The following is a 21,177-nucleotide window of genomic DNA, read 5'->3' as shown; positions in this document are numbered from 1 at the left end:
GCCATCCTAGCAGCCGCGGCGCCCGCCTGCGCCGTGCTATGCTCGCCCCAGGCGAAGGCGGAGCGGCGGCGATGGAGAGCTACGTCCTCGACACCAGCCTGTTCACCAACCCCGACGTCTACGCGCAGTTCGCCGACGAGCCGCACGGGGCCATCACCGCCTTCGTCGCGCTCGCCCCCCGCGCCCACGCCCGCTTCTACATGCCGATCTCGGTCTACGAGGAGCTCGGGCGCATGCGCGACCTCGCCGAGGTGGCCGCCGACTTCGAGACCGTGGTCTACATCCGTTCGCCGCGCCGCTTCGGCATGCAGCTGCCGAGCGAGATCCTCTACGAGTTCATCGAGGAGGTGCGCGAGCGCATCAACCGCGGCCTGCGCATCGCCGAGGAGCACATGCGCCTGGCCGGGCGGAGCGTCGATGCGGGCGACGCCGAGCGCCTCATGCACCACCTGCGCGAGCGCTACCGCGAGGCCCTGCGCAAGGGCATCGTCGACAGCCGCGAGGACGCCGACGTGCTCCTGCTCGCCTACGAGGTGGACGGAGTGGTGGTCTCGGCGGACGAGGGCCTGCTGCGCTGGGCCGACCGCCTCGGGGTCAAGATCATCGACCCGCGCCACTTCCGCCGCATCCTCGAGAACCGGATCGAGCACTTCGCGCCCTGAGGCCGCGTTCAGTCCTCGATGGCGCCGCCGCGCAGGACGTTGGCGAGCAGCCCGGTCATGGCCGGGTAGACGCGCCGGAAGCGCAGGACGTGGTAGCCCTCGGCGTCGGGCTCGATGCCGTCGACGAGAACCTGCACCGCGGCGCGCCCGCGCAACATGGCCGCGAAGCGCTCGGCATTGGCCCGCGCGCGGAAGCGGCAGCGGAAGGCGTGCTCGACGCGGCCGTGGTCGCGCACCTGCGCCACCGCATCCAGCATCCCCTCGAGCAGCGCCGTCCCCATCTCGGCGGCGAGCCGCTCCCGCGGCAGCCCCTCCTCGTCGACGAAGAGCGCAAGCCGCAGCAGCCGTCCCGTGAAGTACCACGGCGGCAGGTCCAGGAGCTCCGCCCCCGTCACCCGCAGGTCGTCCACCGTCACCCGCGCCGTGGTGTACTTGGCGCGCCGCCCCTGGGGTCCGTCCTCCTTGAAGACCACCCCCTCGCGGCGCTCCGCATCGAGCCGGTGCAGCAGGGTCCGCAGCGCGGCGACGTCCGCCGCGGTGTGCCGGCCGAGGAGGCGGGCGCGGCGCACCGCCCCCGCCGCGGCCAGCGCATCCAGCTCCCCGGCGGGCAGGAAGCCGGAACCGTCCGTGGCGAGCAGATCGAAGGCGTAGAGGGCCACGTCCGCGACCGGATCCGGAGGCCGGCCGATGTTGTAGGGATTGCCGGGGCCTGCGAGCTCGGCGCAGAGCACCCGCGACGGGGCCTCCTCCAGCACCGCCGGGTCGAAGAGCTCCGGCCCGCGGTCGGTGGCGAAGGGGCAGACGAAGCCGCCGCGGCTGAAGCCGAGGAGCCGCCCCTCCACGAGGGCGTAGCGCACGTTGTAGCCGTCGATCTTCTCCTCCACGCGGAAGGGGCCCGGGAAGCGCTCGGCAAGGCCCGTGGCGAGGCGGAGGATGCGCGGGATGGGAGGATAGCCCGGGATCACGATGCCGGCGGCGAAGACCGTGCCGCGGGCGAGCCCGTGCCAGTCGTCCACGAGGCGCTCGTAGCGCAGCCCCTCGTGCTCCTCGGCGGCGAGCTTGCCCGCCGCGCCCGCGGCCTCGCGCAGCGCGGCCATCCCGCTCCCTGCCATGCGCCCGCTCCTTCGCGGCTTCGCCTATCCCCGGTGGAGTATAGCGGGGGGTGGATGCCGCTCCCGCTTGACCTGGGTCAATTCCTGGCTGGGCGCTCGGATTTAGCTTCCGTCCCGAGACCCCGGTACCGCGCCGGGGGGATCCCGCAGCGAGGAGGAACGCCGGCATGGAGTTCGAGATCGACGGGCGCCGCATCGAGACCGACGCCGAGGGCTATCTGCGCAACCTTTCGGACTGGAGCGAGTCCCTGGCCGAGGCCCTCGCCGAGCGCGAGGGGCTGAAGCTGACCGAGGCCCACTGGGAGGTGATCCGCTTCCTGCGCCAAGGCTACGAGGAGACCGGCACCGTGCCCAACGTGCGCCAGCTGCAGAAGTCTTTCGCCAAGACCTACGGCCCCGAGAAGGGCAACAGCCGCTATCTCTACGGCCTGTTCCCCTACGGGCCGGCCAAGCAGGCCTGCCGCATCGCGGGGCTGCCCAAGCCCACCGGCTGCGTCTGAGCCCGCACCCTGCGGCGCGAACCTCGCGCCGCCGGCGCTGCCCAAGGATTATCGGACCCGCATGCGCGCGCGGGCGCATGCGTGCTAGATTGGGTGGCGGCATGGCGGACCTTGCCCAGCAGGTGCTGCGGACCGATCCCTCCGGGATGCCCCTGGAGTGGGTGGACTATCGCGAGGCGGTACGGCTCTACCATCTGGGCCAGGTGGCCTACAGCTGCGGCACCCTGCTCTACCGCATCCGCGGCGGCATCAACGCCCGCAGCGGCCGGCGCAGCCTCATCGAGGTCAGCTCCATCATCGCCACCCACGGCCACCCGCGCGAGCGGGCCTGGCGCGATCACGTCCCGCCCCTCAACAACCGCGCCCTGTTCAAGCGCGACGCCTACCTCTGCCTCTACTGCGGCGGGCGCTTCCCGGCCGCGGAGCTCTCCCGCGACCACGTCACCCCCATCAGCCGCGGCGGCGCCGACAGCTGGAACAACGTCGTCACCGCCTGCAGACGCTGCAACACCCACAAGGCGGGACGCACCCCCGAGGAGGCGGGGATGACGCTGCTCGCCGTGCCCTTCACCCCGACCCACGCCGAGTACGTCTACCTCCAGGGCCGGCGCGTGCTGGCCGACCAGATGGCCTTCCTGCTCGCCCACTTCCCGCGCTCGAGCCCGCTGCACGCGCGGCTGGCGCGACGCATCGCCTCGGCCTGAGCGCTCACACGAGCAGGCGGCGGCGCACGAGGACCACGGCGAGGTAGTAGCCCGCGGCCGCGTAGGCGAGGAGCACCGCGAGGTGCAACCCCACGTCGTCCACCGCCAGCCCCGCCACCAGGGGCCGCACCAGCGCCACCGCATGGGTCAGGGGCAGCACCTGCACCGCGGTCTGCACCGCCGGCGGCAGGGTGTCCACCGGGTAGAAGACCCCGCACAGGATGAACATGGGTGTGAGACCCAGCGTCTGGTAGTAGACGAAGAAGTCGTAGTTGGGCGAGAGCGCGCTCATCACCAGCGCCGGCCCGGCGAAGCAGAGCCCCACCACGAACACCACCGGGATCACCCACAGCGCGCCCCACCCGCCCACCGCCCCCAGGGCCGCGGCCACCACCAGGATCGCCACCCCGCTCAGCAGCCCCTTGCTCGCGCACCACAGCAGCTCGCCGGCGAGGATGTCGTCCACGGTGAGCGGCGCGGCCAGCATGGCCTCGTAGGTGCGCTGCGGCACCATGCGCGTGAACACCGAGTACATCCCCTCGAAGGTCGCCGTCTGCATCGCCGAGGCCGCCACCACGCCGGTGGCGAGGAACGTGAGATAGGGCATCCCGGCCATGTCGCCGATGAAGAAGCCGAGCCCGTAGCCGAGGCCCAGCAGATAGAGGAAGGGTTCACCGAAGTTGATGGTGAGGCTCGCCCCCATGAGCTTGCGCCAGACGAGGAGGTTGCGCCGCCACACCGCGAGCGCCCCCCGGCCCGGCCTCGGCAGCCCCCAGTCCATCAGTCCCGCAGCTCCCGCCCGGTCAGGCGCAGGAAGACGTCCTCGAGGCCGGCGCGGCGGTGCAGGTAGACGAGGTCGTGCTCGCCGCGCAGGCGCGCAAGCAGCGGCCCGGCGTCGCGCGCGTAGCAGTAGACGGCGTCGCCCGTGCGCTCCACCTCCACGCCCTCGAGCCCCTCGAGCACCGCCCCCAGCCGCGGCGCCTCGCCGTGGATCTCCACCACCTCCGGCGGCACGTGGCGGGCGACGAGCTCGGCCGGGCTGCCCTGGTCGAGGATGCGGCCGTGGTCCATCACCACCAGCGCATCGCACAGCCGCTCGGCCTCCTCCATGTAGTGGGTGGTGAGGAGCAGCGTCTTGCCCGCGCGGCGGAGCTCGCGCAGCCGCGCCCAGATGAGGTGGCGCGCCTGCGGGTCGAGCCCGGTGGTGGGCTCGTCCAGCACCACGAGATCGGGATCGTTCACCAGCGCCCGGGCGATGGCGAGGCGGCGGCGCATCCCCCCCGAGAGGGTCTCGATGCGGGTGGCACGCCGCTCGCCGAGCTCGGCGAAGGCGATCAGCCCCTCGAGCCGCCGCGCGAGCTCCGCGCGCCCGATGCCGAAGTAGCTGGCATAGACCCGCAGGTTCTCCTCCACGGTGAAGTCCGGATCGAGGTTGTCGGCCTGGGAGACGACGCCGATGCGCCGCCGCGCCTCGCGCGCCTGCGCCGGCACCGGCAGCCCCAGCACCTCGAGCCGGCCCGCATCCGGCACCGACAGCCCGAGGATCATGCGCAGGGTGGTGGTCTTGCCGGCGCCGTTGGGGCCGAGGATGCCGAAGCAGATCCCGCGCGGGATGGCGAGATCGATCCCCGCCACCGCGCAGCGGGTGCCGAAGCGCTTCACCAGCCCCTCGCCGCGCACCACCGCGTCCATGTCAGTAGAGCCGCCGCCGCAGGCCGCGGGCCTCGATCACGGTGGAGGCGATCTCCTCCACCGACATGCAGGTGACGTCGAGGCAGGGGATGCCCTCGTTGCAGAACAGGGTCTCGGCCGCCTCCACCTCGCGCCGGCAGCGCTCGGCATCGGCGTAGGGCGAGCCCGGCGCGCGCCCGGCGCGGATCTCCGCCAGCCGCTCGGGGCGGACGGTGAGCCCGAAGAGCCGGTCGCGGTACGGCTCCAGCCCCGCCGGCAGGCGCTGCGCCTCGAGCTCGGCCTCGGTGAGGGTGCGGTTGGCGGCGCGGATCCCGAACTGCAGCGCCAGGTAGACGCAGGCCGGCGTCTTGCCGCTGCGCGAGACCCCGAGCAGGACCACGTCGGCCCGATCGAGGTGGCGCGGGTCGGCCTCGTCGCCCATCTGGACGTAGTTGATGGCGTCCACCCGCGCCATGTAGGCCTGATAGTCCACGAGCCCGTGGGAGCGGCCGGGGGCGGAGAGCGCGCGCACCCCCAGCTCGCGCTCCAGCGGGCGGATGAAGGTGTCGAAGACGTCGAAGAACACGCCGCGGGCGCGGCGCACGCGGTCGCGGATGACGGGATCGGCGAGGGCGCTGAAGACGATGGGCGGCACACCGTCGCGCTCGGCCGCGGCGTCGATGCGCCGGCAGGCCGCCACCGCCCGCTCCGGCGTGTCCACGTAGGGCAGCGGCACCTGCTCGAACTCCATGCCCTCGAACTGCGACAGCAACCCGTGCCCCAGCGTCTCCGCCGTGATCCCCGTGCGCCCCGAGATGAAGAAGACGGTCCTTCGCATGCCCGAACCGGTCCCTCCCGATCCCTGCGGGATGATGCGCGATCGGCGCCCCTCGCGCCACCCGGGGAACCGCGGCGCCCGCGCTGTAGGCCTGTTCTTACACGCTCCAGTGGCATCTTCCTATCCAGTTCCGGCGGGGGCCGCCGTAAACGGGATACGGGCAGGGGCGTGTCCGGGAAACGGGCGCGTCGTGCCCTGCATCCTGCCGAACCGCGTGTGAAAGGGAGATCCACACCATGCAGCGAACGCCCCCCGATGCGACACCCCGACTGCGCCTCCGTGCCCTCGCCGCGGCCGTGGCCCTGGCCCTGGCCGGCTGCGGCGGAGGCGGCGGCTCCACCGCAGATGGAGGGGGAGGGGGCGGCGGCAGCGGCTCCGTCGCAGCCGCCAGCCTGAGCGGCACCGCCGCCGCAGGCGCACCCATCGACGGCGTCGTGCGCGCCAAGGACCGCAACGGCCAGATGGCCTACGCGGACATCGGGGACGACGGCGGCTACACCCTCGACGTCAGCGGCATGGAGCCGCCCATCGCCCTGCAGGCCTTCGGCTGCGCGGGCGGAAAGTGCGGCCAGTGGCACTCGGTGGCCACCGCCGACGACATCGGCGGCACCATCAACGTCACGCCCCTCACGGACCTGATCCTGGGCAACGCCGCAGGCGACGCCCCGGACAGCGTCTGGGACGAGTGGACGAACCGGGCCGCAACGGTCGAGACCGGCATCGAGGCCGCCGAAGAGGGCGTCCTGAGCCTGCTCCAGCCGCTTTTCGACGCCCTCGGCATCTCCGTGGACGACCTCCGCAAAGCCGCCTTCACCGCCGACCACAGCGGCCTCGACGCAGTCCTGGACCTGCTCGACGTCCAGGTGGACGGCACGGCTCGCCGGGCCGTGATCGAGCTGGTGGACGGCACGCTCATCGCGACCGACGACTTCGCACGGCACGACGACACGCCGGCGTTCGACGGCGGCGGCAGCCTCCCTGGCCTGACCCCGGCGGACATCGAGGCCATCGGGACGGTGGTCGACGCCTTCAACGCATGGCTCACCGGTGCGACGGCGGTGACCGATCCGGGGCCGGACGCACACGTGGACAAGGACCTCTTCCTGCACGACGGCGCCCCGTGGAACAGCGGCGAGACCACGCCCGAGGACGCCGACAGCAGCATGGCCCTGGGGGTCAAGCAGCGCCTCTTCTACGACGTCATCCAGCCCCCCGGCGGGACGCCGCACCAGGCCCGGATCGTCGCCTGGAACGTCGCCGCCTACCACGAGGACTTCTACCGCGAGGGAACGCCGGCGGACGAGGCGGAGCTCGTCCTCGTCCTCAAGGATGACGAGGACACGATCCGGGTGCAGATACGTCTGCGCAAGGAAGCCGACGGCTGGAAGGTCATCGGCAACCAGCGCGAGGCCTACGTCTCCGGCGCCTACCCCGCACCGGAGTGGCACCGCTCCATCACCCCGGGCGATTCCCCCAAAGTCGAGGAGTGGTTCGAGAACGAGGTCGAGATCGACGTGCGTGCGCCGGCACGCGACCCATCCCAGCGCATCCGATGCGTCCAGCTCCAAGGCCCCGGCGTGGTCCGCAGGCACGCCAACGACGACGACAATCCGTCCGTCGAGGACAATCCGTCCGTCGAGGAGCTCTTCGGCGACTTCGATCCCGCCACCTGGTCCCTGCACAGCCCGTGGAGCGGGGTCTACGACGAGACCTATTTCGACATCGCGGTGGACGAAGGCACGACGCCTGTCGCGCCCGACGCGGAGTGGACGGTCTCGTTCCATGACGGATATGACGACACGAGCGACGCCTGCATCGGCAACCCCGTCGGCGAGACGGTGACCGTCGATCTCACGGGCGTCCTTCCCGCGAGCCTTTCGCAAGAGGACTTCGCCCGGATCGTCAGCCCCACGCCCCAAGAGCTCGCCGCGTGGACACCGGGCACCGCGCTCACGGTCTCCTGGACCCTGCCGGAGGGCGCGAGGGGCGTGGACAAGGTCCGCGTCAAGCTCTGGAGCGGTAGTTCGAGCGGTAGTTCGAAGGTCACCACGACCGTGCCCGCGTCGCAGCAGAGCGTCACCCTCGACACCTCCGGCTTGACCATCGCCGACGGAGCATGGCACCTGGCGGTGCAGTTCCGCGACGCCGGCAACCAGTGGAAGTCCACCTACATCCACGTCCAGTAGCCCCGCGGCGGCGACGCCGCCACGGGCGCCGCGGGCGGGGCCTCGGCCCCGCCCTCTTTCTTGCGCCTCAGAACAGCCGCCGGCGGATGCCGGCGCGCTCGATGACGGCGGTGGCGATCTCCTCGATGGAGCTTCGCGAGGTGTCGAAGGCCGGGATGCCTTCCATGCGGTAGAGCCGCTCCACCTGGCGGATCTCGCGCCGGCACTGCTCGAGGGAGGCGTAGCGGCTGCCGGGGCGGCGCTCGGCGCGGATCTGCGCGAGCCGCTCGGGATCGATGGTGAGGCCGTAGATGCGGTCGCGGTGGGGCGCGAGCTCCTCGGGCAGCCGCGCCTGCTCCAGGTCCTCCTCGGTGAGGGGGTAGTTGGCCGCGCGCACGCCGAAGTGCATGGCGAGATAGAGCGAGGTGGGGGTCTTGCCGCTGCGCGAGACCCCGGTCAGGATGAGGTCGGCGCGGTCGTAGCCGCCGGTCCCCAGGCCGTCGTCGTGGGTCAAGGCGTAGTTGACGGCCTCGATGCGGGCCTGGTAGGCCTGCAGGTCCACGAGGCCGTGGGTGCGCCCGATGGTGTGGCTGGAGCGGGTGGCGAACTCGCGCTCGAGCGGCCCGATGAAGGCGTCGAAGAAGTCGAAGCAGACGCCGCGGCTCGCCGCCACGGTGCGGCGGATCTCGGCGTCCACCAGGGTGGAGAAGACGAGCGGGCGCACCCCGCTCGCCGCGGCCGCGCGGTCGATCTCGGCGGCCGCGGCACGGGCCTTCTCCACCGTGTCCACGAAGGGGATCGTGCGCGGCTGGAAGTCGACCCCCTCGAACTGGCTGAGGAGGCTGTGGCCGAGGGTCTCGGCGGTGATGCCGGTGCGGTCCGAGACGAAGAAAACGGGCCGCGGCGTCGGCCTTGCCTCTGTGCCCTGCGCCATCGGAGTGCCCCCATGCATCCGCGTCTGCTGCTGGCCCTGAAGCTCGCCCTCGCCTGCGCCATCTGCCTCGGCCTCGGCGCGGCCGTGGTCGCGCTGCTCACCTGACGGCGTCGGTCCCGTAGGCGTGCAGGGCGAGGCTGCCGTGGCGCCAGCCCCGGTAGAGGGCCGCCATCGGCCCGCCCGCCGCCCCGGCGGCCACGAGCAGCGGCAGGTAGTGCTCGACGCTCGGGTGCGCCCGGCGCCCGCCGGGCAGGGCCCGGGGCTCGGCCAGGGCCTCGAGATCCCCCGCCGCGAGGGCCGCCTCCACCGCATGGACAAAGGCCTCCGCCCAGGGTTCCGGCGCCGCCTCCGGCGCGTCCCAGCGCAGCGCCGCGAGATTGTGCACGATGCCGCCGCTGGCGACGAGGAGCCAGCCCGCCCCGCGCAGCGGCCGCAGCGCCCGCCCCAGGGCGAGGTGGAAGGCGCCGTCGCGCGGCGGGCACACGGAAAGCTGCAGCACCGGCATGGGCGGCTCGAGCCAGGCGGCCTTGAGCGGCACCCAGACGCCGTGGTCGTAGGGCCTGTGCGGCACCCGCTCATAGGGGATGCCCGCAGCCGCGAGGGCCTGCGCCAGGGCCTCGAGGCAGGCGTCGTCGCCGCCCGCCGCCCAGTCCTCCTCGTAGAGCGCAGGCGCAAAGCCGGCGAAGTCGTGCAGCACCCCAGGGCGGGCACCCGCCCCGGCGATGGCCGGGTGGGCCGTGCACCAGTGGGCGCTCACGCACAGCAGGGCCCGCGGCGGCGCGACGAGCCGCCCCGGCAGCGAGGCCCAAAACCCGGCCACGCCGTCGCGCTCGTACAGCGCCGTGGGCGCCCCGTGGCTCAGGAACCAGACCGGCGGTTCAGGGGCGGTGGGGCCGCGCGAGGTAGGCATGGGTCTGCATCTCGGTGAGACGGCTCGCGGTGCGGCGGAACTCGAAGGCCAACGCACGGCCGCGGTAGAGCCCCTGGGGCGGCGCCGCCGCCGAGCAGACGAGCTTGACGCCGCGGTCGTAGAGCTCGTCCACCAGCCCGATGAAGCGGCGGGCCACGTCCTCGTCGTCCTCCCCCAGCACGCGCACGCCGCTCACCAGCACCGTGTGATAGCAGCGGGCGAGCTCGATGTAGTCGGCCTGCGCGCGCGGCCCCTCGCACAGGGCGGCGAAGCCGAACCAGGCCACGCCGTCGGCCACCCGCAGGGCCGGCAGGGCGCGGCCGTTGATCTGCAGCGTGCGCGGCGCCCCGGCGCCGGGGCCTGCGAGCTCGGCGAAGGCCCGGCGCAGGGCCGCCTCCGCGCCCTCGTCCAGCGGGAAGTGGTAGATCTCCGCCCGCTCCAGGGCGCGGAAGCGGTAATCGATGCCGCCGTCGAGGTGGAGCACCTCCGTGTGCGCCTCCAGCAGATCGATGGCGGGCAGGAAGCGGTCGCGCTGCAGCCCGTTGCGGTAGAGCGCCCGCGGCGCCGTGTTGGAGGTGGCCACCAGCGTCACCCCGCGGCCGAAGAGGCCCCGCAGCAGCCCCGCGAGGATCATGGCGTCGCCGATGTCCTCGACGAAGAACTCGTCGATGCAGAGCAGCCGCGCCTCGGCGGCGATGTCCTCGGCCACCGCCTCCAGCGGATCCGCGGTGCCGCGCAGGGCCTCGAGCCGCCCGTGCACCTCCCGCATCAGGTGGTGGAAGTGCACCCGCCGCTTCGCCGGCAGCGGCAGGTGCTCGAAGAAGAGGTCCATGAGCCAGGTCTTGCCGCGCCCGGTGCCGCCCCACAGGTAGAGACCCCGCACCGGCGGCTGCGCCCGCCGGGCCGGCAGCGGCAACCCCAGGCCGCGCAGTCCGGCCACCGCCTGGCCGAGCAGGCCCCCCGCCTGCCGCGGCGGCGCCGCCAGCAGCGCCCGTCCCACCCGCTCCAGGTGCCGCACGGCCTGCAGCTGCGCCACGTCGGCCTCGAAGCCGAGGCGGTCCAGACGCGCGCGGTAGGCATCGATAAGCCGCATGGATGGGCCCATAACCGAGTGAACCTAGCCAGTGTACACCACCCCCCTCGGCGCGCCCCAGCGGGCGCCGCGCTCAGCCCGCCACGTAGCGGCCGGCGAGGGCGAGCACGGCCTCGCCGGCGCTCTCCACCGTCACGTCGAGGGCGAGGCGGCCGCGCCGCCCGGCGGCCAGGCGCTCCGCCAGCGCCGCCACGGCGGCGGCGTCCGGCCGCGCGCACGCGGCGACGAGGTCGGCGCGCGCCGGACGCAGGTAGCGCACGCGGGCCTCGGCGATGACCACCGGGGCGGCGGGCCGCCCGGCCTCGGCGGCGGCGTGCGAGGCCGCCACCCAGCCGCAGAGGACGGCCACCGCGTAGAGGCTGCCCGCGAACGCGGTGCCCTTGTCGTTGACGTTGGGGGCGAGGGGCGCGGCGAGGCGCACCGCGGCGGCGTCGCTCGCCTCGACGCGGATGCCGAGGGCCGCGCTCGCGGGGATGGCGCGGTGGAGGAAGGCCTCCAGCGCGCCGGCCTCGCGCGGCGGCCCGCTCACGGGAGGGTCTCCGGCAGGTCCCGCGGGCGCACCCGTCGCAGGAGGCGGGCCCGCCGCGGGGGCGTGCCCGGCGGCGAGGGCGCCGGGGCGAGCACGGCGAGGGTGCAGGTGGGCAGGAGCTTGTCCCCGGGCAGCGCCGCCGCCTCCTCGGGGGCCAAGCCCCGCAGGAGCTCCTCGAGCCCCGGGTTGTGGCCGGCGAGGAGCACCGTGCGCGCCTCGCCCGGGACCGCGGCGAGCAGCGCCAGCAGCGCGCTGCCGGGGGCGAGATAGGCCGCCGGCTCCCACACCACCGTCGCCGGGTCGATGCCCAGCTCGGCGAGCACCGCCCGCACGGTCTCCTCCACCCGCCGCGCGGGCGAGGCCACGATCCAGTCCGGGCGCAGCCCCTGGGCCGCCATCCAGCGCCCCATGCGCGGGGCGTCGCGGCGCCCGCGCGCGTTGAGGGGGCGCGAGCGGTCGTCGCCGCGCCAGCCGGCGCGGTCGGACTTGGCGTGGCGCAGGAGCAGGAGCCGCTCCATGCCTCAGCGCAGCAGCGCGCGCCCCTGGAAGACCAGGCTGTCGCCGGGCCGCAGCACCATGAGGGTGGCGGCGCTGCCGCGCAGGGCCTCCTCCATGGCCCCCACGTCCTGGGCGAGGATGGGGAAGGTGCCCCAGTGCATGGGGACGACGATGCGCGCGCCCACGGCGAGCGCCGCCCGCGCCGCATGCGCCGGCCCCATGGTGAAGTGGTCCCCGGCGCTGAGGAGCGCCACGTCGGGGCCGTAGAGCTCGCCGATGGTGGCCATGTCCCGGAAATAGGCGGTGTCGCCCGAGTGGTAGATGGTCGGCCCGCCGCGCACGGAGACGACGAAGCCCGCGGGGTCGCCGCCGTAGACCACCGCGGGGCCCTGGTCGCCGGCGAAGGGGTTGCCCATGCCGCTGGAGTGGACCGCCGGCACCATGGCGACGCGCACGGCGCCGAGGGCGAGCTCGCCGCCGATGTTCATCATCGTGGCGATGCCGGCCTGGGCCTCGGGGAAGCCGAGGAGCCTGACCATGTTCTTGCCGAGGTCGAAGTTGGTCACCAGCCGGGCGCCGGTGGCGCGGGCGATGGCGGTGGCGTCGGCGAGGTGGTCGCGGTGGGCGTGGGTCACCAGCACGTAGTCCACCCGCCCGAGCGCCGCCACCGGGTCCTTCTCGCCCCGGAGCGGGCTCTTGGGATTCTTCAGCCACGGGTCCACCACCAGCACCGTGCCGTCGGGCGCCTCGATGCGGAAGGTGGCGTGTCCGAGCCAGGTGATCCGCGTCGTCCCCGCCCCCTGCGCGGCGAGCGCCGCCGTGGCGAGCACCAGCAGGGCAAGCCCCCTGCGCAGCAGCACTCCGGTCATGGCTCGGTCCTCCCTCGTGGCGCCGTCCGCCGCGAATATAGCCGAGGCGGGCTACAATCGCCGCCGTGGACAGCAGACCCCCGGCAGCGACACCGGCGGTGGTGACCGTCGGCGACGAGCTCATCCACGGCGAGCGCGACGACGGCAACCGGCGCTGGCTGCTGGCGCGGCTCGCCGCCCTCGGCCTCCCCGCCCGCCTCGCCCTGAGCCTGCCCGACGACGAGGCCGTGATCGGCGAGTGGCTGGCGCGGCTACGCGATGCGGGGCTGCGGCCGATCCTGGTCGCGGGCGGCATCGGCGGGACCCACGACGACCGCACCCGCGAGGGTGTCGCCCGCGCCCTCGGCCGCCCCCTCGTCCTCCATCCCGAGTGCGACGGCCTCCTCGCCGCCCGCTTCGGCGCCCGTTACAACGAGCAGCGCCGGCGCATGGCGATGCTGCCCGAGGGCTGCCGCCTCATCCCCAACCCGGACGGCGCGCCCGGCTTCGCCCTCGAGGGCATCCACGCCTTTCCCGGCTTCCCGCACATGCTCCAACCCATGGTGGAGTCGGAGCTGGAGCGGCTCTTTCCGGAGGCCGGCGCGGGCTGGGAGGCGGAGGAGCTGGAGCTGCCCCTGCCCGAGGGGGAGATCGCGGGTGCGGTGGAGACGTTCGTGCGCGACCACCCGGCGCTGCGGGTGGGGATCTACCCGTCCAGGCGCCGTCCCGACGGCTACCGCACCCTGGTGCGCATCCGCTACCGGCCGCCGCGCCCCCCCGAGGTGGAGGCGCTGCGCGGCCTGCTCCTGGGCATCGCGCGGTGACCGCGGAGCGGGTCTGGACCGGGCGCTGGTGGGCGCGTCTGCACCGGCGCACCCCCGACCCCGCGGTGGCCGCCGCCCTCGAGGCGGCGGGGCTGCCCCCGGCGGCGGCGCGCGTCGCCGCCACCCGCCTGCCGTCGGCGGCGCTCGCCCGCCCGGGGCTGGCGCGCCTCGACCACCCGCGCGACCTGCCCGGGGTGGCGGCGGCGGTGGAGCGGCTCGCGCAGGCGCTCGCGCGCGACGAGCCCGTGGCCGTGGTCACCGACCACGACGTGGACGGCGTCACCGCCCATGCCGTGCTGCTGGAGGCCCTGGGGCGGCACTTCGGCCACCGGCGCCTCCTCTCCTTCATCGGCCACCGCCTGCGCGAGGGCTACGGCCTCTCCGACGGTGTCGCCGCGCGCATCCTCGCCGCCCGGCCGCGCCCGGCGCTGGTGATCACCGCCGACTGCGGCAGCAGCGACGGCGAGCGCATCGCCCGCCTCGCCGCCGCCGGCATCGACGTCGTCGTCACCGACCACCACGCCCTGCCCGAATCCGGCCCGCCGGAAGCGGCCGCGGCCTGCGTCAGCCCCCTGCTGCCGGGCGCCTGGGGCGACCGCGCCATCGCCGGGGTGATGGTGGCGTGGCTGCTCATGTGCGCCCTGCGCGCCCGCCTCATCACCGACGGGCGCCTGCCCGCCGACGCCCCCCATCTCGACGACCTCCTGGACCTGGTGGCGCTCGGCACCGTGGCCGACTGCGTCAGCCTCGCCACCAGCGCCAACAACCGGGCCGTGGTGCGCGCGGGGCTCGCGCGCATCGAGGCCGGGGCACGCCCGTGCTGGCGGGTGCTGCGCCCGCACCTCGGCGAGGGCCCGGTGACCGCGCGCGACCTCGCCTTCACGGTGGCCCCGCGCATCAACGCCCGCGGCCGCCTCGACGAGGCCATGGCCGGGGTGCGCTTCCTCCTCGCCGGCGACGAGTCCGAGGCCGCGCGCTGGCTCGCCCTGCTCGAGCGCGAGAACGCACGCCGCCGCGAGATCGAGCGCGCCCTCACCGAGGAGGCCTGGGCTCTCGCCGAGGCGGCGGTGGCGCGCGGCCGTGCGGGCCTCGCCCTGTGGCTGCCGCGGGGCCACCCGGGCGTGCACGGCATCGTCGCAAGCCGCGTCGTCGAGCGCTTCGGCCGCCCCACCGCCTGCCTCTCGCCCCACGCCGCAGACCCCGCGCTGGCCGCAGGCTCGGTGCGCGGGATCGCCGGCTTTCACGTGCGCGACGCCCTCGCCGCCGCCGCGCCGCGCGCGGGCCTGGTGCGCTACGGCGGCCACGCCGGCGCCGGCGGCCTCACCCTGCCGCGGGCCGCGCTGGAGGCGTTCGCGGAGGCCTTCGACGAGGTCGCCACGTCCCGCCTCGACCCCGCCCGCCTCGGCCCCCGCGCCGAGAGCGACGGCCCCGTGGCGGCCGTCGAGCTGGACGATCCGCTCCTCGACGCCCTCGCCGCCCTCGAGCCCTGGGGGCGGGGCTTCGAACCCCCGGCCTTCGAGCTCGCGGCCCGGGTGGGCACGGTCCGCCCGGTGGGCGCCGAGGGCGCCCATCTCCAGCTCGTCCTCGAGGCGCAGGGCCGGAGCCTGCGCGCCATCTGGTTCGGGGCCGCCGGGACGGGGCCGCGGCCCGCCCCGGGGACGCAGGCGCATCTGCTCGTCACGCCGGAGGCCGACCACTTCCGCGGCCTGCGCCGCCTCTCCCTGCGCGTGCTGGGGCTGGTGGCCCAGCCCCCCGCCCAAGGGGATATCCCGGCCGCGGCGCCGACGGGCTAGGATGGCGCCATGGGCGCCTGGGGCTGTCCACACGAGAGCGGCGGCCGCTGCATGCGGGTCAACGGGATCCCCTGCGATCCCGGGATGAAGGGCTGCATCCTCTACGGCCGCGTCACCTTCAGCAAGGCGGAAAAGAACCCGCCGCGGCTGCGCCGCGCCCTCGAGAAGCAGGTGCCGCCTCGCCGGCGCTGAGCGTCCTCAGCCGTTCTCGCCCAACAGCTCGAGCTCGACCGTCTCCGCCGGCGACTCCCAGCAGTCGTAGAGGGTGTCGGCGAAGGCGTGGGTGTAGTCCGCCTGCTGATGGCGGCGGTCGGCGGCCTCGTCCGGGAAGCCCATGATGTGCAGGTACTCGCGCCCGTCGCCCAGGCGGTAGACGCGGTAGAAGGTGCCCGGCTCCTCGCGGCGCACCGCCTCCAGCAGCCGCGTCACCGCATCCTCCACCGAGCAGACCGCGTCGGCGCGCACGCGATAGCGCAGGAGCCGATGGATCATCCCGCTCACCCTCCGAGAAAGAGCCGCCCCACCTCGGGGTCGGCGAGAAGCTCCCGTCCGGGGCCCGCGCGCACCACGACGCCCGAGGCGAGGACGTAGCCGATGTCGGCGAACTCGAGCCCCTTCTTGGCGTTCTGCTCCACCATGACGATGGTCTTGCGGTCGCGGCGGCGCAGCTCGTCGAGGATCTCGAAGACCATGTCGATGAAGCGCGGCTCGAGGCCGATGGAGGGCTCGTCCACCAGCAGCACCTTTGGGTCCATGACCAGGGCGCGGGCGATCTCCAGCAGCCGCCGCTCGCCCCCGGAGAGCACCCGCGCGGGCTGGCGCCGCCGCGGCGCCAGCCGCGGGTAGCGGTCGAAGACGCGCTCGGCGGCCTCGCGGGCGCTGCGCGGATCGGGCATGAGGAAGCCCCCCATCCACAGGTTCTCCTCCACCGTCATGTCGGGGAAGACGGAGTTGTCCTGCAGGATGTAGGCGACGCCGGCGTCGCGCAGGCGCTCGTGCGGCGCAAGCCGGGTGACCTCGCGCCCGCCCACCCGCACCCTGCCCCCGTAGATGCGGGTGAAGCCGTAGAGGGAGTGCAGCACGGTGGACTTGCCGGCGCCGTTGGGGCCGATCAGGCACAGCGCCTGGCCGTCGCCCACGTAGAGCGAGACCCCGTGCAGGATCTCCATCTTGCCGTAGCCGGCATGCAGCCCCTCCACCTCCACCACCGGCTCGCCGCGCACCAGCGCCCGCAGCGCCTCGGCCCTGGGGCCCTGCTCGGCGAGCCGCCGCGCCTCCTCCTGCACCGCGTCGACCGAGATGACGGTGTCGACCCGCCCGAGGCCGTAGCCGCGCCGCTCCCACAGCTCCTTCATTCAGTGCGCCCCCAGGTAGGCGTCGATGACGCGCTGGTCGTCGCGGATCTCGTCGGGCGTGCCCTCGGCCAGCAGCTCGCCGTGGGCGAGGCAGTAGATGTAGCGCGCCAGGTTCATGATCACCCGCATGTTGTGCTCGATCACCAGCAGGGTGAGGCCGAGGTCCTCGTTGACGCGCAGCAGCCGGTCCACGAGGCCGTTGATGAGCGTCGGGTTGATGCCCGCGGTGGGCTCGTCGAGGAGGAGCATCTTCGGCCGGTTCATGAGCGCCATGGCGAACTCCAGCAGCTTCTGCTGGCCGAAGGAGAGCTCGCCCGCGGGCAGGTTGCGCTTGGGGTAGAGGCCGACGAAGTCCAGCAGCATCTCCGCCTCCTCGTAGGCCTCGCGCGGGAAGCGCGCGAAGAGGTCGCGGAGGCGCTCCTCGCGATGCGGCATGCTGATGAGCATGTTGCGCATGCAGCTCATGCGCGTGTAGACGCGGGTCTGCTGGTAGGTGCGCACGAGCCCGAGGCGGGCGATCTCGCCCACCCGCAGGTGCGAGATCTCGCGCCCCTCGAAGCGGATGGAGCCCTCGTCGATGGGATGCTGGCCGACGATGGAGTTGAACAGCGTCGTCTTGCCCGAGCCGTTGGGCCCGATCAGGCCCACGATCTCGCCCCGCCCCACGGAGAGGCTGATCCCGCGGTTGGCGACGACGCCGCCGAAGGTCTTGGTGACCTCGCGCACCTCGAGGATGGCGCTCACCGCCCGCCTCCGCCCTGCGGCCCCTCCTCCACCACCTCCCCGAACCGCTCCGGCCAGCGCTCGCGGGCCCAGCCCAGGATCCCGCGCGGGAAGAAGACCACGATGATCACGATCAACAGCCCCAGCGCCACCCGCTGCCAGCCCAGCAGATAGGTCCAGAAGAGCTCCTGGGTGACGTGGAAGACGAAGGCCCCGAGCACGGGGCCCCAGAGGGTCCCGGAGCCGCCGAGGATCGCCATCAGCACCATCCAGACGCCGTAGGTGGGCCCGGCGAAGGCGACGTCGCGGGGGTCGATGAAGCCGATCAGATGCCCCACGCCGGCCCCGGTCAGGGCGAGGAAGAAGGCCGACACGCACCAGGCGGTGATCTTGTAGCGCCGGGTGCGCAGCCCCATGGCCTCGGCCTTGTCCTCGTCGTCACGGATGGCGTTGATGGCGAGCCCGAAGCGCCCCGCGTAGAGCCGGCGCAGGATCAGCAGGCAGGCCGCGGCGAGGGCCAGGAAGTAGTAGTAGAAGAAGACGTCGCGCGCCCCCGCGGGCCCCGGATAGAGGGGGGTGACCATGCCCGAGCCCGCCCCCACGTAGTCCCAGCCCGAGGCGATCTCGCCGGCGGCGATCCCCAGGCCGAGGGTGCCGATGGCGAAGTAGTGGCCGCGGATGCCGAGCAGCCCCAGCCCCAGCACGAAGGCCGCCGCCACCGCCAGCACCGCGGCCACCGCCATGCCCACGGCGAGGCCCTCGAAGTAGCCGAGCCCGAGGTCGCGCTGCACCACCGCCGCGCAATAGGCGCCGAGGCCGAAGAAGACGATGTTGCCGAAGGAGGTGTAACCCATCTGCCCCCCGACCACGTCCCAGGTCAGGGCGAAAAGCACCATCACCCACAGGAAGGCGAGCTGGGTGACGATCGCCGGGGCGAGCTTCGGCGCCGCAAGCGCCAGCGCCACGCCCGCCGCTGCCGCCGCCAGGCGCGCCCCCCGGCTCATCGCAGGTAGAGCCTCCGGCGCGCGAGACGCCAGTTGCGCCAGACCAGGATCACCACCAGCAGGGAGAAGACGAAGGCGGCCTGGTACTCGGCGCCGAGGAGGAAGCCGGCGAAGTTCTCCGCCACGCCGAGGCCCAGCCCCGCCGCCACCACCCCGGGGAGGTTCCCCAGCCCGGCGACGACCACGATCATGAACGAGCGCACCGTGTAGGGCAGGCCGATATAGGGGTGGATCACCCAGGCCATCACCACCAGCGCCCCGGTGGCCCCGCAGAGGGCGGCGTTGAGAGCGTAGGTGGTGGCGTAGACGCGGCCGGTGTCGATGCCGAGGATGCGTGCGGCGCGGGCGTTCTGGGCCGAGGCGCGGATGGCCTGGCCGAGGCGCGAGCGCTTGAGGAAGAGGTAGAGCACCAGCGCCAGCACCACCGCCCCCGCGAAGGCCACCAACTTGATCTGGCTCACGGTCACCAGACCGCCGAAGAGGAAGAACTGCCCCAGCCCCGAGCGCACCGTCTGCACGTCCGCCCCGAAGACCTCGTTGGCGAGCTGCTGCAGGAAGATACTGATGCCGAAGGTGGCGAGGATGGAGATGAACATGTCCCGGTCCACCACGCGGAAGATCACCGCGCGGTAGAGCGCCCAGCCCACCACGTAGAGCACCGCCGCCGCCACCGGCACCCCGACGAAGGGCGGCAGCCCCGCCTGCACCACGAGGAGCGTGACGTAGCCGCCGAGCATCACCAGCTCACCCTGGGCGATGTTGATGATGTTCATCACGCCCCAGACCAGGGCCATGCCGTAGGCGGCGAGACAGAAGATGGCCCCCACGAGCAGCCCGTCGATGACGAGCTGCACGGCGAGCACGGGGGCGTCGAGGAGGAGCTGGAGCTCGCTCACGGGGCCTTTCCGGCGGGGCCCCCGCCCACGGCGCGGCGGGCGGGGGCAGGCTCAGGCGCCGGCACGGCTCAGCGCTGGCTCCAGGGCGGGGTCGGCCAGCGCAGCTTGGCCGCGGCCCACTTCGTGGGGGCCACGACGCGGTACGCGCCGTCCTGGACCTGGTAGAGGACCATGGGCTTGGCGATGTTCTTGCCCGTCTCGTCGAAGCGGATGGGGCCGTAGAAGGTCATGAGGTCGGTGGCGGCAAGCGCATCGCGCACCTTCTGCGGATCCAGGGACTGGGCGCGCTGGATGGCGTCGACGTAGACCAGGACGCCCGCCGCCGACTCCGCCGCCTGGTAGGGCGGGGCGTAGCCGTAGGTCTTCTCGAACAGCTCGGCGAAGTCGTTGGCGGTGCCGAACCACCGGTCGCTGTAGGCGAGGTGCCGGTCCCACTGCGAGGCGCAGAGCGTGTACTCGGCCTTCTCGCCGAACTTCTGGATGATCTTGGCCGAATCGCAGTGGGTCATGGCCACCATCGGCACGTCCACCCGCATCTCCGCGATCTGGCGCACCGCAAGCGCCGCCCCGCGGGCGTGGCCCGAGACGAAGAGCGCATCGGGCCTGAGCGCCTTGACCTTGGTGAGGGTGGCCGACATGTCGTTGAGCTCGGGCGGCAGCTTGTCGTCGATGACCACCCTCATCCCGTAGCGGCGGGCGTCGTCGATGATGCCCGCGCGCACGTCCTGCGAGAAGGGATCGTTCTCCATCGCCAGGGCGATGCGCGCCGAGGAGGGCTTGCGCCCCGTCTTCTCGAGCTGCTCGGCGAGCAGGGCCACGGCGCTGGACAGGTACTGCTCGCTGGTGGAGAGCACCGCGAAGAGGTAGCGGTAGCCCTTGTTGAAGAGCGAGCGCGAGGCGCCGTTGGCCTCCACCATGGGGATGCGGTACTTCTCCGTCACCGGCGCGATGGCCTTGGTCAGGCCCGAGCTGTAGGGACCGAGGACGAACTGCACCTTGTCCTGGTTGATCAGGCGCTCGACGAGCTGCGCCGCCCGCGCCGGGGTCGACTCGTCGTCGTAGTACTTGACGCGGATGCGGTAGCGCCTGCCGCCGACCGCGACGCCGCCCATCTCGTTGATGCGCTTCACGGCCAGCTCGTAGCCGTTCTTGGTGTTCATGCCGTTGGTGGAGTACTTGCCGGTGAGCGAGACCGCGGCGCCGAAGACGATCTCGTCCTCGGCGGCGGCGGCCGGCCCGGCGCCGAAGGCGAGCAGGGCGGCGGCACAGGCGATGAGCAAGCGGGAAGGCATGGTGTGCACTCCTCTCCTCCGTCGGGGGTGGGCCCCCTTGTCGTTGACCTGCGGCCGTGCGGCCACATCGCGCAATGATAGGCCAACGCCGCCGGCCTTGCAGCGGGCTACTCGCCGAGGAGCACGGCCCTGGCGCGGTTGATGCGCGCGGCGAGGTCGTCGGAGCCGCCGCGGTCCGGGTGCAGGCGCTGGATGAGGCGGCGGTGGGCGGCGCGGATCTCCTCGGCGCTGGCGCCGGGCTCGAGCCCGAGGACCGCGTAGGCCTCCTCGCGGGTCATCCCGCCGCCCGACACCGCCCGGCCGCCGTCCCGCCGGCCGGGGCCGTGCACGCGCTCGAGCCAGGCCTCGAGCAGGGCGCGCCCCTCGGGGTCGCCGGCGAGCTCCTCGTGGAGCGCGCGCAGCTCCTCGGGGCCAAGCTCCGCGAGGTGCCGCCCGGCGAAGCGCCCGGCGCGCACCTGCGCCGCCACCACCCTGCCCGCCGGATCGAGCACCGCCCGCAGAAACGGGGTGACCGCCTCGGCGCCCGCCGCCCCCGCACCGCCCACCATCCCCCGCAGACGACGCAGCATGGCCGCCAGCCGGACCAGGGCCAGCACCCGCTGGGCGAGCGGCAGCAGGCCCGCGACGAGCCCGTAGAGCCAGTGGATCCGTCCCGTCACCACGAGCAGCAGAAGCAGCCCCGCCGCCCCCCACAGCGCGCCCTTGCGCAGCACCCGCGCCACCTCCTCCGGCGGCGTGCGCCGCAGCCAGCGCAGGAACATCCAGCCGCCGAGGGCAAGCGCCAGCAGCAGCACGAGCAGGAACCGCCCCCCCATGGCTCAGCGCC

General features: G+C 73.7%; 24 protein-coding genes. 7 read left to right on the top strand and 17 right to left on the bottom strand.

Annotated elements, in window-relative coordinates:
- The first annotated feature begins 71 nt into the window (after positions 1 to 71).
- Complete coding sequence (locus EDC57_RS02475) at positions 72 to 662, top strand: RNA ligase partner protein (protein ID WP_123399919.1); 591 nt, start codon at positions 72 to 74, stop codon at positions 660 to 662.
- An 8-nt stretch (positions 663 to 670) separates the two neighbouring features.
- Here the strand turns inward: EDC57_RS02475 and EDC57_RS02470 are convergent, their stop codons facing one another.
- Positions 671 to 1,774, bottom strand: coding sequence for an RNA ligase (locus EDC57_RS02470; protein ID WP_123399917.1), 1,104 nt, complete (start codon positions 1,772 to 1,774; stop codon positions 671 to 673).
- 167 nt (positions 1,775 to 1,941) lie between these two features.
- Between EDC57_RS02470 and EDC57_RS02465 the strand changes: the two genes are divergently transcribed.
- Together EDC57_RS02465 and EDC57_RS02460 are read left to right on the top strand one after the other, a co-directional pair.
- Entirely contained in the window at positions 1,942 to 2,274 is a 333-nt protein-coding gene (locus tag EDC57_RS02465) for a TusE/DsrC/DsvC family sulfur relay protein (protein ID WP_123399915.1), read from the top strand.
- Positions 2,275 to 2,375: 101 nt separating this feature from the next.
- Positions 2,376 to 2,978: an HNH endonuclease gene (locus tag EDC57_RS02460; RefSeq protein ID WP_123399913.1), complete on the top strand. Its 603-nt coding sequence runs from the start codon at positions 2,376 to 2,378 to the stop codon at positions 2,976 to 2,978.
- A gap of 4 nt (positions 2,979 to 2,982) precedes the next feature.
- Here EDC57_RS02460 and EDC57_RS02455 read toward each other — a convergent pair whose 3' ends face one another.
- Genes EDC57_RS02455 through EDC57_RS02445 form a run of 3 tightly spaced genes read right to left on the bottom strand, consistent with a single transcriptional unit; the run spans position 2,983 to position 5,487 of the window.
- Positions 2,983 to 3,759: an ABC transporter permease gene (locus EDC57_RS02455; RefSeq protein WP_123399911.1), complete on the bottom strand. Its 777-nt coding sequence runs from the start codon at positions 3,757 to 3,759 to the stop codon at positions 2,983 to 2,985.
- Positions 3,759 to 4,670 (bottom strand): ATP-binding cassette domain-containing protein, encoded by a 912-nt coding sequence (locus EDC57_RS02450; RefSeq protein ID WP_123399909.1) that lies wholly within the window; start codon positions 4,668 to 4,670, stop codon positions 3,759 to 3,761. Before EDC57_RS02450 ends, EDC57_RS02455 begins: the two co-directional genes overlap by 1 nt.
- Position 4,671: 1 nt before the next feature.
- Complete coding sequence (locus tag EDC57_RS02445; RefSeq protein ID WP_123399907.1) at positions 4,672 to 5,487, bottom strand: pyruvate, water dikinase regulatory protein; 816 nt, start codon at positions 5,485 to 5,487, stop codon at positions 4,672 to 4,674.
- A 236-nt stretch (positions 5,488 to 5,723) separates the two neighbouring features.
- On the opposite strand from EDC57_RS02445, the gene EDC57_RS02440 reads away from it, so the two are divergent.
- Entirely contained in the window at positions 5,724 to 7,673 is a 1,950-nt protein-coding gene (locus tag EDC57_RS02440; protein ID WP_123399905.1) for a hypothetical protein, read from the top strand.
- 67 nt (positions 7,674 to 7,740) lie between these two features.
- Here EDC57_RS02440 and ppsR read toward each other — a convergent pair whose 3' ends face one another.
- The 6 genes from ppsR to EDC57_RS02410 form a co-directional block, all read right to left on the bottom strand.
- Positions 7,741 to 8,586 (bottom strand): posphoenolpyruvate synthetase regulatory kinase/phosphorylase PpsR, encoded by an 846-nt coding sequence (gene ppsR / locus EDC57_RS02435; protein ID WP_123399903.1) that lies wholly within the window; start codon positions 8,584 to 8,586, stop codon positions 7,741 to 7,743.
- Between the two features lie 97 nt (positions 8,587 to 8,683).
- Positions 8,684 to 9,496 carry a DODA-type extradiol aromatic ring-opening family dioxygenase gene (locus EDC57_RS02430; protein WP_123399901.1) on the bottom strand — a complete coding sequence of 271 codons (813 nt, stop codon included), beginning with the start codon at positions 9,494 to 9,496 and terminating at the stop codon, positions 8,684 to 8,686.
- The gene (gene zapE / locus EDC57_RS02425) at positions 9,465 to 10,589 is read right to left on the bottom strand and encodes a cell division protein ZapE (protein WP_211331855.1); all 1,125 of its coding nucleotides are present in this window, start codon (positions 10,587 to 10,589) and stop codon (positions 9,465 to 9,467) included. Before zapE ends, EDC57_RS02430 begins: the two co-directional genes overlap by 32 nt.
- Positions 10,590 to 10,662: 73 nt before the next feature.
- Positions 10,663 to 11,118, bottom strand: a complete 456-nt coding sequence (locus EDC57_RS02420) for a YiiD C-terminal domain-containing protein (RefSeq protein WP_123399897.1) — start codon at positions 11,116 to 11,118, stop codon at positions 10,663 to 10,665.
- On the bottom strand, positions 11,115 to 11,636 hold the full coding sequence (locus EDC57_RS02415) for a SixA phosphatase family protein (RefSeq protein ID WP_123399895.1): 522 nt from the start codon (positions 11,634 to 11,636) through the stop codon (positions 11,115 to 11,117). Before EDC57_RS02415 ends, EDC57_RS02420 begins: the two co-directional genes overlap by 4 nt.
- Before the next feature lie 3 nt (positions 11,637 to 11,639).
- Positions 11,640 to 12,485 carry a metal-dependent hydrolase gene (locus EDC57_RS02410; RefSeq protein WP_123399893.1) on the bottom strand — a complete coding sequence of 282 codons (846 nt, stop codon included), beginning with the start codon at positions 12,483 to 12,485 and terminating at the stop codon, positions 11,640 to 11,642.
- Positions 12,486 to 12,550: 65 nt separating this feature from the next.
- On the opposite strand from EDC57_RS02410, the gene EDC57_RS02405 reads away from it, so the two are divergent.
- The 3 genes from EDC57_RS02405 to EDC57_RS02395 are packed head-to-tail and all read left to right on the top strand — an operon-like array spanning position 12,551 to position 15,273.
- On the top strand, positions 12,551 to 13,288 hold the full coding sequence (locus EDC57_RS02405) for a competence/damage-inducible protein A (RefSeq protein ID WP_170165011.1): 738 nt from the start codon (positions 12,551 to 12,553) through the stop codon (positions 13,286 to 13,288).
- Entirely contained in the window at positions 13,285 to 15,081 is a 1,797-nt protein-coding gene (locus tag EDC57_RS02400; protein ID WP_245995105.1) for a single-stranded-DNA-specific exonuclease RecJ, read from the top strand. Before EDC57_RS02405 ends, EDC57_RS02400 begins: the two co-directional genes overlap by 4 nt.
- A 9-nt stretch (positions 15,082 to 15,090) precedes the next feature.
- Entirely contained in the window at positions 15,091 to 15,273 is a 183-nt protein-coding gene (locus EDC57_RS02395; RefSeq protein ID WP_123399889.1) for a hypothetical protein, read from the top strand.
- A gap of 6 nt (positions 15,274 to 15,279) precedes the next feature.
- Here EDC57_RS02395 and EDC57_RS02390 read toward each other — a convergent pair whose 3' ends face one another.
- The 7 genes from EDC57_RS02390 to EDC57_RS02360 form a co-directional block, all read right to left on the bottom strand.
- Positions 15,280 to 15,573 carry a putative quinol monooxygenase gene (locus tag EDC57_RS02390; RefSeq protein WP_123399887.1) on the bottom strand — a complete coding sequence of 98 codons (294 nt, stop codon included), beginning with the start codon at positions 15,571 to 15,573 and terminating at the stop codon, positions 15,280 to 15,282.
- A 5-nt stretch (positions 15,574 to 15,578) separates the two neighbouring features.
- Complete coding sequence (locus EDC57_RS02385; RefSeq protein ID WP_123399885.1) at positions 15,579 to 16,436, bottom strand: ABC transporter ATP-binding protein; 858 nt, start codon at positions 16,434 to 16,436, stop codon at positions 15,579 to 15,581.
- Positions 16,437 to 17,180 carry an ABC transporter ATP-binding protein gene (locus EDC57_RS02380; protein WP_123399883.1) on the bottom strand — a complete coding sequence of 248 codons (744 nt, stop codon included), beginning with the start codon at positions 17,178 to 17,180 and terminating at the stop codon, positions 16,437 to 16,439.
- A complete protein-coding gene (locus EDC57_RS02375; protein WP_123399881.1) occupies positions 17,177 to 18,163 on the bottom strand; it encodes a branched-chain amino acid ABC transporter permease in 987 nt (328 codons plus the stop codon). The genes EDC57_RS02380 and EDC57_RS02375 overlap by 4 nt, the downstream gene beginning before the upstream one ends.
- Positions 18,160 to 19,059 (bottom strand): branched-chain amino acid ABC transporter permease, encoded by a 900-nt coding sequence (locus tag EDC57_RS02370; RefSeq protein ID WP_123399879.1) that lies wholly within the window; start codon positions 19,057 to 19,059, stop codon positions 18,160 to 18,162. Before EDC57_RS02370 ends, EDC57_RS02375 begins: the two co-directional genes overlap by 4 nt.
- Positions 19,060 to 19,127: 68 nt before the next feature.
- Positions 19,128 to 20,351 carry an amino acid ABC transporter substrate-binding protein gene (locus EDC57_RS02365; protein WP_123400886.1) on the bottom strand — a complete coding sequence of 408 codons (1,224 nt, stop codon included), beginning with the start codon at positions 20,349 to 20,351 and terminating at the stop codon, positions 19,128 to 19,130.
- Positions 20,352 to 20,458: 107 nt separating this feature from the next.
- Positions 20,459 to 21,166, bottom strand: a complete 708-nt coding sequence (locus EDC57_RS02360) for a J domain-containing protein (protein WP_123399877.1) — start codon at positions 21,164 to 21,166, stop codon at positions 20,459 to 20,461.
- Between the last annotated feature and the right edge of the window lie 11 nt (positions 21,167 to 21,177).

Source organism: Inmirania thermothiophila (assembly GCF_003751635.1).
Lineage (GTDB): Bacteria > Pseudomonadota > Gammaproteobacteria > DSM-100275 > DSM-100275 > Inmirania > Inmirania thermothiophila.
Note: the sequence above shows the minus strand (reverse complement) of the source record. Positions and strands in the feature narration are given on the sequence as shown.